The organism is Hydrogenophaga sp. FW305-3-2-15-A-LB1 (assembly GCF_058787875.1).
Genome location: NZ_JBYTAE010000120.1, coordinates 1 through 11,678, shown reverse-complemented (window position 1 = coordinate 11,678; position 11,678 = coordinate 1). Strand labels below are relative to the sequence as shown.

Here is an 11,678-nt window from a genome sequence, read left to right as displayed (position 1 = left end):
CCCCCTTGCCCGGCCCACCCGAGGCGTCGGCCCTGCTCAAGAACGAAACCGAGGCCTGGCGCGAACTGGGCCCGCTCTGGGGACAGCCACTGGCCTCGGGCGAGCCCTGCACCGCCGCACAACAAGCCCAGTTGCAGTGCTACCGCACCGACCGCATGACCCTCAACGGCCTGCGCCAGCTCGACCGGCCCGGCATCATCACCCTGCGCCAGGCAGGCCAAGGGTCGGGCCTGGCGCTGGTGACCGCGCTCACCAACGACACCGCCACGCTGCAGGCGGGCGACCAGCGCTGGCGCATGCCGCTCAGCGCCCTGGCCGAGAGCTGGCGCGGCGACTTCGCCACCCTGTGGCGCACGCCGCCGGGCCAGACCACCCGCCTGGTGGACGGCCGCACCGGCCCGGCCGCTGACTGGCTGGGTGAGCGCATCGCCGGCCTGCAGACGGCGGGCAAGGTGCCGCCTTCGGCCCACCAGCTCTCCGCCCGCATCCAGGCCTTCCAGCGCGCCAACGGCATCGACGCCGCCGGGCTGGCCGGCCCCATCACCTTCATGCAGGTCAACCTGGCCAGCGGCGTGGACGAGCCCCGGCTCTCGCGCCCCGGCTCCTGAGGGCCATTCCACGATGTCCTACATCCTCGATGCCCTTCAACGCGCCGAAGCGGAGCGCGAGCGCGGCCACGTGCCCGGCCTCAACAGCCAGATCGTGCCGCCCCCCAGCCGCAAGGCCAGACCCGTGCGCCGTCGCGGCGTCTCCCGCGCCGCCGTGGCGGGGGCGGTGCTGGCCGCGCTGCTGATCGCCGCCGGCCTGTGGTGGTGGCTGGGTCAGGCCGCGTCCTTGGGTTGCCCGTCGTCCGTGCCGCGCAGGTAGCGGGCCCAGGCGTCGAAGCCGTTGCAATGGGTGCGCAGGAAGCCGGTGTCGTGCAGGTCCTCGGCCAGCAGGGTGTGGGCCATGCCCAGCATCAGCGCGGTGTCGGTGTTGGGCCGGATCGGGATCCAGCGCGCGTTCAGGCCCTCGGGGACGTCGGCGCGCGTCGGGCTGACGACCACGAACTCGATGCCGGACTGGGCGGCCCGGGCGATCCAGGCCGCGCTGCTGTGTTCGCCCGCGCCGCCGGAGGTGACCTGGGTGTTGCGCAGCGGCAGGCCGCCGAAGGCGATGAACAGCCGGGTGTGGGCCAGCACGCTGCGCCAGTCGGTCACGCGGCCGGTCACGGGGGCGTAGGTGCCGATCACGTGCGGCAGCAGGAACTGGGCCGCACCCCAGCTGTAATTGCCGGCCTGTCCGACGCAGCCGCCGCCGCTGTGCAGAAAGCGCTGGGTGAGCGTGCGCGCGTGGTGCAGGCCACCGGCCGACGACCAGCCGTAGGAGCCGCCGAAGACGGCGTCGTGGCCGTGTTGCCCGCGCACCCGGGCCAGCTCGCCGGCCACCAGGTCCAGCGCCGTGTCCCAGTCGACCTCGACGAAGCGGTCGTGGCCGCGCGCGGCGCGGTCGCTGCCCTCACGCTGGCGCAGCCAGCCCTCGCGCACCGCCGGGCGCGCGATGCGCAGCGGCGAATGCACCATGCCCGGCATGGAGCGCAGGATGGGCGAGGGGACCGGGTCGCGCGCGAAGGGCAGGCAGTCGACCACGCGGCCGTTCTCGACCACGGCGGTGAAGGCGCCCCAATGGGACAGGGAAGGAAAGTGCTGGCGCGGGTGTTGCATGGTCGGAAATGGAGGCCGCGTCTGGCACGGGGGGTCAGACGGCGTAGTTGAGCGGCAGCGCGGTGGTGTACTTGATCTCTTCCATCGCGAAGCTGGAGCTGACGTCGAACAGCTCCACGATCTGGATCAGTTTCTTGTAGACGACGTCGAAGCCCGCGATGTCGGGCACCACCACCTTGAGCAGGTAGTCGGTGTCGCCGCTCATGCGGTAGAACTCGACCACCTCGGGCAGGTCGCGCACGCCCAGGGCGAAGCGGCGCAGCCACTGCAGATCGTGGTGGCTGGTCTTGATGGACACGAACACCGTCACGCCCAGGCCGAGCTTGGCGCTGTCGAGAAGGCACACCTGCTGGCGGATGTAGCCCTGTTCGTGCAGGCGCTGCACGCGCTTCCAGCAGGCGGTGGTCGACAGGCTCACGCGCTCGGCGATCTCGCTGACGGGCAGCCGCGCATCGGTTTGCAGCAGGGCGAGGATGGCTCGGTCTTTCTTGTCCATGGGTGCTTCCGAGTGTCGGGTCGGCAATGGTAAATTTTTTTCACTTGCAAGGCGGATTGAGCGCCCATTTGGAAAAAAACGTCCCCGCCCCCGCTCCTAGACTGGCCGCTCAAGGAGTTCCCTCACATGCAAGAAAGCACCCGCCTGGCCTCCCTCGGCCGAGACCCCCAGCGCTTTGGCGGCCTGGTCAATACGCCCATCTTTCGCGGCTCGACGATCCTCTCGTCCAGCATGGCCGAATGGGAGCAGCGCAAGGCCGATCGCGCCGCCGACGTGCCGGGTGCTACCACCTACGGCCGTTTCGGCACCCCCACCACGCACGCGCTGGAAGACGCCATCGCGCAGCTCGAAGGCGGTCACCGTGCCCAGCTGTTTCCCTCGGGGCTGGCGGCCATCACCACCGTGCTCACCGGCCTGCTGCGCCAGGGTGACCACATCCTGGTGACCGACAGCGCCTACGGCCCCACGCGCGGTTTTCTCTCGCGCGTGATGGCCCGCTTCGGTGTCGAGACGACGCTGTACGACCCGCGCATCGGCGCCGGCATCGCCGCGCTGATGCGGCCCAACACCCGCGTCGTGTACGTGGAATCGCCGGGCTCGGAGACCTTCGAGATCCAGGACATCCCGGCCATTGCGGAGGTCGCGCACCGCCAGGGCGCCCATGTGGTGATGGACAACACCTGGGGCACGCCGCTGTTCTACAAACCCTTCGAGCACGGCGTGGACGTGTCCATCCAGGCCGCCACCAAGTACATCGTCGGCCACTCGGATGCGATGCTGGGCATCGCCACCTGCACCGCGCAGACCTGGCCGTTGATCAAGCAGGCGGCCCAGGACCTGGGCCAGACCACCAGCCCCGACGATGCCTACCTGGCGCTGCGCGGCCTGCGCACGCTGGGCGTGCGCCTGCGCCAGCACCACAGCGCCGGCCTGGAGGTGGCGCGCTGGCTGGAAGGCCACGACGCCATCGAGGCCGTGCTGCACCCGGCCCTGCCCAGCCACCCGGGCCACGCCCTGTGGCAACGCGATTTCCTGGGCGCCTGCGGGCTGTTCTCGGTGGTGCTCAAGACCACCTCGGTGCAGGACATGCACGGCTTCGTCGACGCGCTGCAGCTGTTCGGCCTGGGTGTGTCCTGGGGCGGCTTCGAAAGCCTGGTCATCCCCTTCACGCCAGGCGGCGACCACACCGCCGCGCGCTGGCCCTGGCGCGGCCAGGCCCTGCGCCTGCACGTGGGCCTGGAAGACCCGCGGGACCTGATCGCGGACCTCGATCAGGCCCTGGTGGCCATGTCGCGGCGCCTGCGCGCGGCCTGACATAAGCTTCTTTCCAATCTGTCTAAACGATCGGCTTCAAATGACCTTTCGGCGACTACCATCGTTCCCCTTGGGACATACTGGTTCGCCTTTTTTCTGTTCCACCCCATCCCAGGTATCTCTCCATGAGCAAGATGAAAATTGAGGGCTCCTTCGTCGCCCTGATCACGCCGTTCAACCAGGACGGCAGCCCCGACTTCGGCGCCTTTCGCAGCCTGCTGAAATTCCAGGAAGACCACGGCACCAGCGCGGTGCTCATCATGGGATCGACCGGCGAAGTCTCCATGCTCTCGCAGAAGGAGCGCGAAACCATCATCGCCGAGACCGCGCGCTTCAAGACCGGGAAGATGAAGTTCTTCTACGGTTGCACTGGCAACAACACCCAGACCACCATCGACTACCTGAAGTTCGCCCGTGCCAACGGCGCCGACGGTGCGATCCTGGCCGCACCGGCCTACATCTGCGGCCCCGAGGCCGATCTGGAAGACTATTTCCTGGAAGTGGCCGACGCCACCGACCTGCCGCTGGGCCTCTACAACAACCCGCCGCGCGTCAAGACCGACCTGCACTGGGACAACCTGCTGCGCATCTTCAAGCACCCCAACTACGTGGTGCACAAGGAGTCGACCACCCGCGTGGGCCAGGTCGCGCAGGTGCTCAAGGCACGCCCGGACGTGTCGGTGATGTGCTGCGACTCGCCCAACCTGGGCCTGGTCGTGCCGACCATGAGCCTGGGCGGCCACGGCACCGCGAACATGACCGGCAACATCGCTCCCGCCGAGCTGGTCACCATTTCCAAGCCCTGGACCACGCCGGACGTGTCGGTCAGCTTCCGCGACGCCTACCTCGGCCTGCTGCCCATGCTGCATTACTCCTACTCCGCCATCAACCCGGTGGCCATCAAGTCCTTGATGAAGGCCGTCGGCCTGCCCTCCGGCATCCTGCGCAAGCCGCTCAAGAACCTGGAGGGCGAAGCGCTGCTCAAGGGCCTGCGCATCGTCAAGGAGCTGGAGCTGGACAAGAAGTACGGCTGGAGCTCGCCCGAGCTGAAGGCGGTCTGACATGGACCTGGGCATCGCAGGGCGCAAGGCGCTCGTGTTTGGCGGCAGCAAGGGCATGGGCCGCGCCTGCGCGCGCGAGCTGTCGGCCGAGGGCGTCGAGGTGGTGATCGCCGCCCGCACGCCGGCCACGCTGGAACAGGCGGCGGCGGAGATCGCGGCCGAAACGGGCACCCCGGTGCGCTGGGTGTCGGCCGACATCACCACCGATGCCGGGCGCGACGCGGCCTTGGCCGCCTGCCCGGCGCCCGACATCCTGATCAACAACGCCGACGGCATGCCGCCCGGCGATTTCCGCGAGTGGACGCCGGCCGACTGGCACCGCGCGGTGGACTCGATGATGGTCGGCCCGATCGAAATGATGCGCCGCACCGTGGACGGCATGATCGAGCGGCGCTTCGGCCGCATCGTCAACATCGTCTCGCGCAGCGTCAAGACGCCGCAGCTGGAGCTGGGCCTGTCCAACGGCGCTCGCTCGGGCCTGGTGGGTTTCGTGGCCGGTCTGGCGCGCCAGACCGTGCGCCACAACGTGACCATCAACAACCTGCTGCCCGGTGTGTTCGCCACCGACGCGCAGCGCCACCACATCCTGGGCATGCTCGACACCACGGGCAAGACCTTCGACCAGCTCTGGCACGAACGCGGCACGCAGAACCCGGCCGGCCGCTATGGCGAGGCCCATGAGCTCGGGGCGCTGTGCGGCTTCATCTGCTCGGCGCGCGCGGGCTACATCACCGGTCAGAACCTCTTGATCGACGGAGGCGCCTACCCAGGCACCTTCTGACATCCGTTTTGCAAGCCGGCACCCGACCGGCGTCACCGGAGACAGCGTCCCCACCACCGTCCCATCGCCAACCATCCGAGGTCTCCATGAAATCGATCCATCGCCGCGCTTTCACCCGTTATGGCGTCGCCCTGGCCAGCCTGGCCGCCGCTGGTGCGCTGCACGCGCCCCTGGCCCTGGCCCAGGCGCCGTACCCCACCGCCAAGCCCATCGTCATCGTCGTGCCGCACGCGGCCGGTGGCGCGGTGGACGGCGTGGCCCGCACCCTGGCCGAGCGCCTGGCCGAGGATCTGAAACAAAGCGTGGTGGTGGAGAACCGCCCGGGGGCCTCGGGCCTGATCGGCGCCGCATCGGTGGCGCGTGCCGAGGCCGACGGCTACACGCTGTACTTCAACGCCTCCATCCACGCCGCGGCGCCCCTGCTCTACAAGAGCCAGGTCAAGTTCGACGCGATCAAAGACTTCACCCCGATCGGCATGGTGGCCGAAGGCGCGCTGATCTTCAGCGTCAACCCGCAGGTGCCGGCGAACACGGTGATCGACCTGGTCAACGTGGTCAAGGCCAACCCCAACAAGTACAGCTTCGTCACCAGCGGTTATGGCTCGGCGGGCCACCTGGGCATGGCGCAGTTCGTGTCCGACGTCGGCCTGGCCGACAAGGGCATCCCGATCGCGCTGTACAAGGGCGCCGCGCCGGCGCTGCAGGACCTGATCGGCGGCCAGGTGCACGCCATGATGGACCCCTTCCTGTCCTCGCTGCCCCATGTGCAGAGTGGTCGCTTGCGCGCCCTGGCCCAGACCGGCCGCGTGCGCAGCCCGCTGCTGCCGGATGTGCCCACCATGCGCGAAGCCGGCCTGCGCGACTTCGAGTTCTATTCCTGGTACGGCCTGTGGGCGCCGGCCAAGCTGCCCGCACCCGTGTTGAAGGCGCTGGAGTCCGCCACCGAGCGCTCCACGAAGTCGGCCGCGTTCAAGACCAAGCTCAACGGCCTGGGCTTCGACGCCACCTTCCGCAACTCGGCCGACTTCAACAAGTACATCATCAGCGAGACGGCCAAGTACCAGGCCATCATCGAGAAGGCGGGCATCAAGATCGAGTGACCACCTGGTCTTGCGCGGCCCCGGGCCGCGGAGCCGGTGGGCGCGCGAGCGGGCCGATCCGACGATGAGAGTCCTGGTGCTGGGCGCGGGCGTGGTCGGCATGGCCACGGCCTACTACCTCTGGCGCGATGGCCACGAAGTGACCGTGGTCGAGCGCAACGCCGGCGCGGCCGGCGAGACCAGCTTCGGCAATGCCGGCGGCCTGTGCCCCAGCTTCGCCGGCCCCTGGGCGGCGCCCGGCATGGTGTCCAAGGTGATGCGCATGCTGCTGCAGGCGGACGCCCCCATCCGCTTCCGGCCGCAGGCCAGCCTGCACCAGTGGCGCTGGATCGCCCGCTGGGTGGCCGAATGCAACCCGGAGAGCTTCCGCCGCAACAAGCTGCGCATGCAGCGCGTGGCGCACTACAGCCTGGCCTGCCTGCGCAGCCTGGCCGACGAGGCGGGCCTGCACGACTTCGACTTCCACGCCGACGGCACCCTGTGGCTGTTCCGCACACCGCAGGAGGCCGAACTCGGGCGGCTGGCCGCGCGGGCGCTGGACAGCTTCGGCGTGCCCTGGCGCTGGCTGGAGCCGCACGAGCTCGACGCCTGCGAACCCGCGCTGGCGCAGCGCAGCGCCCGCATCGCCGGCGCGCTGCAGCTGTCCGCCGACGCCTCGGGCGACAGCCACCGGTTCGCCCAGTCGCTGGCGCAGCTGCTGCGCGACCAGGGCGTGGCGCTGCGCTTCAACACCACGGTCGAGGCGCTGGAGACCGAAGGGGACCGCGTCACCGGCGTGCGCAGCTCGGCCGGGCGGCTGACGGCCGACGCCTGCGTGGTGGCCCTGGGCAACCAGGCCCCCTTCCTGCTGCGCCCGCTGGGGCTGAACCTGCCGGTCTACCCGCTCAAGGGTTATTCGATCACCGTGCCGCTCCTGGCGGACGCGCCCGACATCCGTCCCGCGCTGATGGACGAGCACAACAAGGTCATGATCTCGCGCCTGGGCGGGCGCATCCGCGCGGCGGGCATGGCCGAGCTGGGCGGCTATGGCCTGAGCGCCGACCCGGCCCAGCGCGAGATGCTGCTGCGCGTGGTGCGCGAGTTCATCCCGCGCGGCATGGACGAACAGCGGGTGGATTTCTGGGCCGGCCTGCGCCCCATGACGCCCGATGGCCCGCCCATCCTGGGGCCCACGCGCTGGCGCGGCCTGTTCCTCAACAGCGGACATGGCTCCAACGGCTGGACCCAGGCCTGCGGCACCAGCCGCATCGTGGCCAGCCTGGTGGCCGGGCGCACACCCGAGATCGACCTCGAAGGCCTCACCGGCGAGCGCTTCGGCATCAGCGCGCGCTGAGGCGGTGTGACCCCGACAGGGCGCCGCCAGGGCGCCGATCCCGCCGAGAAAGGCGGCCCCCGTAAAATTCCGCCCCTATGCTCAAGATCAAACAGGAACTGTTGGACGGCCTCGCCGCCGCGCTGGAAAGCCTCTCGCCCGGTGCCGGCGCCAAGGCGGCGTTCGAATCGCCCAAGGTGGCGGCCCATGGCGACTTCGCCAGCACCGCGGCCATGCAGCTGGCCAAACCGCTCAAGCTCAACCCGCGCCAGCTCGGCGAGAACCTGCGCGCCCTGCTGCTGGCGCAGCCGGTGTACCAGCGCTGGGTGTCGGAGATCGACCTGGCCGGCCCGGGTTTCCTCAACATCCGCCTCAAGCCCGAGGCCAAGCAGCAGATCGTGCGCGAGGTGCTGCAGGGCGGTGACGCGTTCGGCGTGCAGCCTTCCAACGGCCAGCGCCTGATGGTGGAGTTCGTCTCGGCCAACCCCACCGGCCCGCTGCACGTGGGCCACGGCCGCCAGGCCGCGCTGGGCGACGCGATCTGCAACCTCTACGGCACCCAGGGCTGGAGCGTGCACCGCGAGTTCTATTACAACGACGCGGGCGTGCAGATCGGCACCCTGGCCACCTCCACGCAGCTGCGCGCCCAGGGCGTCAAGCCAGGCGATGCGGGCTGGCCCGAGGCGGCCTACAACGGCGACTACATCCAGGACATCGCCAACGACTTCCTCGCGAAAGAGACCGTGAAGGCCGACGACCGCGAGTTCACCGCCAGCGGCGACGTGAACGACCTCGATGGCATCCGCCAGTTCGCCGTGGCCTACCTGCGCCACGAGCAGGACCTGGACCTGCAGGCCTTCGCGGTGAAGTTCGACCACTACTACCTGGAGTCCAGTCTGTACACCAGCGGGCGCGTGGCGGCCACGGTGCAGAGGCTGATCGACGCCGGCAAGACCTACGAGCAGGACGGCGCGCTCTGGCTCAAGTCGACCGAGTACGGCGACGACAAGGACCGCGTGATGCGCAAGTCCGACGGCTCGTTCACCTACTTCGTGCCCGACGTGGCGTACCACATCGCCAAATGGGAGCGCGGCTTCAGCAAGGTCATCAACATCCAGGGCACGGACCACCACGGCACCATCGCGCGCGTGCGCGCCGGCCTGCAGGCCGCGGGCGTGGGCATTCCCCAGGGCTACCCCGACTACGTGCTGCACACCATGGTGCGGGTGGTGCGCGGCGGCGAAGAGGTCAAGATCAGCAAGCGCGCGGGCAGCTACGTCACGCTGCGCGACCTGATCGAATGGACCAGCAAGGACGCGGTGCGCTTCTTCCTGCTCAGCCGCAAGCCCGACACCGAGTACACCTTCGACGTCGACCTCGCGGTGCAGAAGAACAACGACAACCCGGTGTACTACGTGCAGTACGCGCACGCGCGCATCTGCTCGGTGCTGGCCTCGTGGGGCGGCGATGCCGCCTCGCTGGCCGACGCCGACCTGTCCGCGCTCGACAGCGCGCCGGCCCAGGCCCTGATGCTGCTGCTGGCCAAGTACCCGGCGATGCTGAGCGACGCCGCGCGCGACTTCGCGCCGCACGACGTCACCTTCTACCTGCGCGAGCTTGCGGCCAGTTACCACAGTTACTACGACGCCGAGCGCATCCTGGTCGATGATGAGGCGGTGAAAAAAGCCCGCCTGGCGCTGGTGAAGGCCACCGCGCAGGTGTTGCACAATGGCCTGGCCGTGCTGGGCGTCAGTGCCCCGCAGAAGATGTGATGGTGAAACAAGCGATGAAAAAGAAATCCTCCACCAACCGAAGCAGCTTCGGCGGCACCCTCATGGGTTTCGTCATCGGCCTGCTCGTGGGCCTGGGCGCCGCGCTGGCCGTGGCGGTGTACGTGACGCGCGTGCCGATCCCGTTCGTGGACCGCAACGTCTCGCGCAACCCCGATCAGGACGCGCTCGAGGCCGAGCGCAACAAGGGCTGGAACCCGAACCGCAGCCTGGGTGGCGCCCCCGTGCCGGCCACCCCCGCGCCCGCCGTGCCGGCCGCGCAGGCGCCGGGCGCCATCGTGGTGCCCCCGGCCGATGGCCAGCCCCTGCCGGCGCCGGCCGCGCCCGCCACCGGCGCGGCCACCCGCCCGGCCGCCGACCCGCTGGGCGACCTGGTGCAGTCGCGCCTGGGCCAGCCCGGGGCCGCCGCGCCAGCGCCCACCGCGCCGGCCACCACGGCCGCCGCCGCCCCTGGGGCCGACCCGTTCACCTACTTCGTGCAGGCCGGTGCCTTCCGCACGCCGGAAGACGCCGAGGCCCAGCGCGCCAAGCTCGCCATGCTGGGCATCGATGCCGCGATCAGCGAGCGCGAGCAGAACGGCCGCACGGTGTTCCGCGTGCGCGTGGGCCCCTTCAACCAGAAGGCCCTGGCCGACCTGACGCTGGAGCAGCTGCAGGTCAACCACATCGAGTCGGCCCTGGTGCGCGTGCAGCGCTGAGGCGAACCTCCGGCGGGAACTTTTGCGGCTCCGGCCAGCCCCAACCGGGCCTGTTCCCCTGGAGTTTCATTTCATGCAACGTCGCGATTTCTCCCGTTCCCTGCTGGCCGCCGGCACCACCGCCCTGGGCGCCGCCAGTGGCCTGACCCTCACGCCCGCCCTGGCGCAGCGCGTGGGTCCCAAGGAGGGCGTGGACTTCATGCGCCTGGCCCAGCCAGCCCCGGTGCAGAGCCCGGTGAGTCAGGTCGAGGTGCTGGAGTTCTTTGCCTACAGCTGCATCCACTGTTTCAACTTCGAGCCGATCTTCGAGGACTGGATCCAGAAGAAGCCGGCGCATGTGACCGTCAGGCGCATGCCGGTCGCCTTCAGCCCGCAGTTCGTGCCCATGCAGCGCCTGTACTTCACGCTGGAGGCCATGAACCTGGTCGACAAGCTGCACGCCAAGGTCTTCCAGGCCATCCATGTGGAGCGCCTGCCGCTGACCACGCCGCCGGCCATCATCGACTGGGTGGCCAAGCAGGGCGTGGACCGCGCGAAGTTCACCGAGATCTTCGACATCGCCGCGACCGGCCAGAAGGCCCAGCAAGCCGTGAACCTGCAGGATGCCTACGGGGTGGAGGGCACGCCCGCGCTGGGCATCGGCGGCCGCTACTACCTGCCTGGGCAGGGCCCGCGCACCCTGGTGGTGGCCAATGCCCTGATCGCCGAGCTGCGCGCCAAGGCCTGAAACCACCGCTTGCCCCGCTCCCAAGGCCCGCCCCGTGCGGGCCTTGTGGTTTGTGCGGCGCTTCCCCGGGGAAGCAGGTTGTCGCCGCTACAATGAATGCAAGTTTCGTGCCCTCAAATCCCATGCCCCTCCTTTCCACTTCCCGCCGCGCCGTTCCCTGGGCCCTCTGCCTGTCCGCCGCGCTGTGGTGCGCGGGCCCTGCCCAGGCCGAGAAAGCCGACCGCAACCTGCCCTTGAACGCCGAGGCCGATGCGTTGCGCCACGACGACGCGCGCCAGACCAGCGTGTTCACCGGCAACGTGGTCATCACCAAGGGCACCATCATCATCCGCGGCGACCAGGTCGAGGTGCGGCAGGACGCCCAGGGCAACCAGTTCGGCATCGTGCATGGCAAACCCGGCTTCTTCCGCCAGAAGCGCGACCTGGTCGACGAGTTCATCGAAGGCACGGGCCAGCGCATCGATTACGACGGCAAGGCCGATACCGTGCGCTTCACCGGCAACGCGGTGCTCAAGCGCTTCAAGGGCACGCAACTGAACGACGAGACCACGGGCAACGTGATCGTCTACAACAACACCACCGACGTGTTCACCGTGGACGGTGGCGTGGCCAACCGCACGCCGCAGAACCCCACCGGCCGCGTGCGCGCCATGCTCACGCCCGTGCCCAAGGAGGGCGGCGCCCCCGCCACCCCAC

At 69.6% G+C, this 11,678-nt stretch carries 12 protein-coding genes and 1 pseudogene; 11 read left to right on the top strand and 2 right to left on the bottom strand.

Annotation, left to right across the window (positions count from 1 at the left end):
• Positions 1-608, top strand: a pseudogene (locus tag AC3WPZ_RS26060) (peptidoglycan-binding protein); the annotation flags it as partial.
• Between the two features lie 13 nt (positions 609-621).
• Positions 622-867 (top strand): hypothetical protein, encoded by a 246-nt coding sequence (locus AC3WPZ_RS26055; RefSeq protein ID WP_492442276.1) that lies wholly within the window; start codon positions 622-624, stop codon positions 865-867.
• Here AC3WPZ_RS26055 and AC3WPZ_RS26050 read toward each other — a convergent pair.
• Both AC3WPZ_RS26050 and AC3WPZ_RS26045 read right to left on the bottom strand, forming a co-directional pair.
• On the bottom strand, positions 822-1,703 hold the full coding sequence (locus AC3WPZ_RS26050; protein ID WP_492442274.1) for a molybdopterin-dependent oxidoreductase: 882 nt from the start codon (positions 1,701-1,703) through the stop codon (positions 822-824). The genes AC3WPZ_RS26055 and AC3WPZ_RS26050 overlap by 46 nt on opposite strands.
• 34 nt (positions 1,704-1,737) lie before the next feature.
• Positions 1,738-2,199: an Lrp/AsnC family transcriptional regulator gene (locus AC3WPZ_RS26045; protein WP_382162782.1), complete on the bottom strand. Its 462-nt coding sequence runs from the start codon at positions 2,197-2,199 to the stop codon at positions 1,738-1,740.
• 126 nt (positions 2,200-2,325) lie between these two features.
• Here AC3WPZ_RS26045 and metC point away from each other — a divergent pair, with 126 nt between their 5' ends.
• The 9 genes from metC to lptA form a co-directional block, all read left to right on the top strand.
• Positions 2,326-3,513, top strand: a complete 1,188-nt coding sequence (gene metC / locus AC3WPZ_RS26040) for a cystathionine beta-lyase (protein ID WP_492442272.1) — start codon at positions 2,326-2,328, stop codon at positions 3,511-3,513.
• Between the two features lie 125 nt (positions 3,514-3,638).
• On the top strand, positions 3,639-4,574 hold the full coding sequence (locus AC3WPZ_RS26035) for a 4-hydroxy-tetrahydrodipicolinate synthase family protein (RefSeq protein WP_444688027.1): 936 nt from the start codon (positions 3,639-3,641) through the stop codon (positions 4,572-4,574).
• A 1-nt stretch (position 4,575) separates the two neighbouring features.
• Complete coding sequence (locus AC3WPZ_RS26030; protein WP_382162774.1) at positions 4,576-5,355, top strand: SDR family oxidoreductase; 780 nt, start codon at positions 4,576-4,578, stop codon at positions 5,353-5,355.
• A gap of 86 nt (positions 5,356-5,441) precedes the next feature.
• Complete coding sequence (locus AC3WPZ_RS26025) at positions 5,442-6,455, top strand: Bug family tripartite tricarboxylate transporter substrate binding protein (RefSeq protein ID WP_492435354.1); 1,014 nt, start codon at positions 5,442-5,444, stop codon at positions 6,453-6,455.
• Between the two features lie 64 nt (positions 6,456-6,519).
• A complete protein-coding gene (locus AC3WPZ_RS26020; RefSeq protein ID WP_492442270.1) occupies positions 6,520-7,788 on the top strand; it encodes a D-amino acid dehydrogenase in 1,269 nt (422 codons plus the stop codon).
• 77 nt (positions 7,789-7,865) lie between these two features.
• On the top strand, positions 7,866-9,539 hold the full coding sequence (gene argS / locus AC3WPZ_RS26015; RefSeq protein ID WP_492435358.1) for an arginine--tRNA ligase: 1,674 nt from the start codon (positions 7,866-7,868) through the stop codon (positions 9,537-9,539).
• 14 nt (positions 9,540-9,553) lie between these two features.
• Positions 9,554-10,255, top strand: a complete 702-nt coding sequence (locus AC3WPZ_RS26010) for an SPOR domain-containing protein (RefSeq protein WP_444688030.1) — start codon at positions 9,554-9,556, stop codon at positions 10,253-10,255.
• Between the two features lie 73 nt (positions 10,256-10,328).
• On the top strand, positions 10,329-10,982 hold the full coding sequence (locus AC3WPZ_RS26005; protein WP_444688031.1) for a thiol:disulfide interchange protein DsbA/DsbL: 654 nt from the start codon (positions 10,329-10,331) through the stop codon (positions 10,980-10,982).
• 122 nt (positions 10,983-11,104) lie between these two features.
• On the top strand, positions 11,105-11,678 hold a 574-nt coding region (gene lptA, locus AC3WPZ_RS26000; protein WP_492442268.1), incomplete at its 3' end, for a lipopolysaccharide transport periplasmic protein LptA.

What these genes read in the sequence shown, in the direction of transcription:
- AC3WPZ_RS26055 (WP_492442276.1), top strand. Translation starts at nt 622, where the DNA reads ATGTCCTACATCCTCGATGCCCTTCAACGCGCCGAAGCGGAGCGCGAG.
- AC3WPZ_RS26050 (WP_492442274.1), bottom strand. Translation starts at nt 1,703, where the DNA reads ATGCAACACCCGCGCCAGCACTTTCCTTCCCTGTCCCATTGGGGCGCC.
- AC3WPZ_RS26045 (WP_382162782.1), bottom strand. Translation starts at nt 2,199, where the DNA reads ATGGACAAGAAAGACCGAGCCATCCTCGCCCTGCTGCAAACCGATGCG.
- metC (WP_492442272.1), top strand. Translation starts at nt 2,326, where the DNA reads ATGCAAGAAAGCACCCGCCTGGCCTCCCTCGGCCGAGACCCCCAGCGC.
- AC3WPZ_RS26035 (WP_444688027.1), top strand. Translation starts at nt 3,639, where the DNA reads ATGAGCAAGATGAAAATTGAGGGCTCCTTCGTCGCCCTGATCACGCCG.
- AC3WPZ_RS26030 (WP_382162774.1), top strand. Translation starts at nt 4,576, where the DNA reads ATGGACCTGGGCATCGCAGGGCGCAAGGCGCTCGTGTTTGGCGGCAGC.
- AC3WPZ_RS26025 (WP_492435354.1), top strand. Translation starts at nt 5,442, where the DNA reads ATGAAATCGATCCATCGCCGCGCTTTCACCCGTTATGGCGTCGCCCTG.
- AC3WPZ_RS26020 (WP_492442270.1), top strand. Translation starts at nt 6,520, where the DNA reads ATGAGAGTCCTGGTGCTGGGCGCGGGCGTGGTCGGCATGGCCACGGCC.
- argS (WP_492435358.1), top strand. Translation starts at nt 7,866, where the DNA reads ATGCTCAAGATCAAACAGGAACTGTTGGACGGCCTCGCCGCCGCGCTG.
- AC3WPZ_RS26010 (WP_444688030.1), top strand. Translation starts at nt 9,554, where the DNA reads ATGAAAAAGAAATCCTCCACCAACCGAAGCAGCTTCGGCGGCACCCTC.
- AC3WPZ_RS26005 (WP_444688031.1), top strand. Translation starts at nt 10,329, where the DNA reads ATGCAACGTCGCGATTTCTCCCGTTCCCTGCTGGCCGCCGGCACCACC.